The following is a 1,200-nucleotide window of genomic DNA, read 5'->3' as shown; positions in this document are numbered from 1 at the left end:
GTGAAGGAGAACTGGTATCTGCTGATACCCCTGCTGGTATTGGTCTACTTATTGTTTTCCGGGCGTACGCCGTTGTTTTCCGGCATGGTCGGAGTGGCACTCACGGCCATCGTGATTCTCGGCTCGGCAATTATTCTAAAAGTACAAAGCTTTGGCTTGCGCTGCGCGTTCTGGATTGCGCTGGGCATCCTCTGTACCGGTTTTTTCCAACTGGGCATCGGTGTGATCTTTGCTGTGATTGCAGTGCTGGTGGTGGGCTGCGGGCTCATCAAGGGCGGGCACGAAACCTTGACCATCTGCCTGCACGCCCTGGTAGAAGGTGCACGCCATGCTGTACCGGTTGGCATCGCGTGCGCCCTGGTGGGGATCATTATTGGTGTGGTCTCACTGACGGGCGTCGCCTCGACGTTTGCGGGATACATCCTGGCGATCGGCCGAGACAATCTACTGCTTTCGCTGATCCTAACGATGATCACCTGCCTGGTTTTGGGCATGGGTATTCCGACCATACCCAACTACATCATCACCAGCTCGATTGCAGCCCCCGCCCTTTTAGAATTGGGCGTACCGTTGATTGTGTCGCACATGTTCGTATTTTATTTCGGCATCCTCGCCGACCTGACGCCCCCCGTCGCCCTCGCCTGCTTTGCCGCGGCCCCGATCGCTAAAGAGACTGGGTTCAAGATCAGCCTCTGGGCGGTGCGAATTGCCCTGGCGGGGTTTGTCATACCCTTTATGGCGGTCTACAACCCGGCGTTGATGTTGCAAGGCGATAATTTGTGGATGACCGCGTACATGCTGATCAAGACCTTGTTAGCGGTCGGGCTCTGGGGCATGGCATCCACCGGTTATTTGCTGCGCAAGATGCCCCTGTGGGAACGACTGCTGAGTGTGGCGGCTGGAGCCTTGCTGGTGGTGGCGTTGCCGCTGACCGATGAATTGGGCTTCGCGCTGGGGATAGTGGTGATCCTCCAGCATGTCTGGCGGTCCCGACGTGCAGAGCTCGCCCTACCATGATCGGCGTATGCCTGGGCCTGACCAGCGTGGTGTGGGCCCAGCTGTCGGTTTCACACTTCACGCTGGCCTGGGATCACACCATTGAAAAGATCCGCTGGGAGGAAGACTACCGCGTGACCGAGCAAGGGCTAGTCCTGGAAGAGGCGCGGGTACGCGGTAACGGTGCGGGGATGGAGGTCCCAG

The 1,200-nt window shown here is 58.3% G+C and carries 2 protein-coding genes; both read left to right on the top strand.

Features of this window, described 5'->3' with window-relative positions:
* A partial coding sequence (locus B6S09_RS18045; protein ID WP_141202006.1) for a TRAP transporter permease occupies positions 1 to 1,017 on the top strand: 1,017 nt, incomplete at its 5' end.
* Positions 1,014 to 1,200, top strand: a 187-nt coding sequence (locus B6S09_RS18040; protein ID WP_141202005.1) for a DUF1850 domain-containing protein, incomplete at its 3' end; no start/stop codon positions are given. The genes B6S09_RS18045 and B6S09_RS18040, both read left to right, overlap by 4 nt.

The sequence above is a fragment of the Oceanimonas baumannii genome (assembly GCF_002245495.1).
GTDB classification, from domain to species: Bacteria; Pseudomonadota; Gammaproteobacteria; order Enterobacterales; family Aeromonadaceae; genus Oceanimonas; species Oceanimonas baumannii.
The sequence above is the reverse complement of the archived record's forward strand: the minus strand, read 5'-3'. Positions and strand labels throughout refer to the sequence as shown.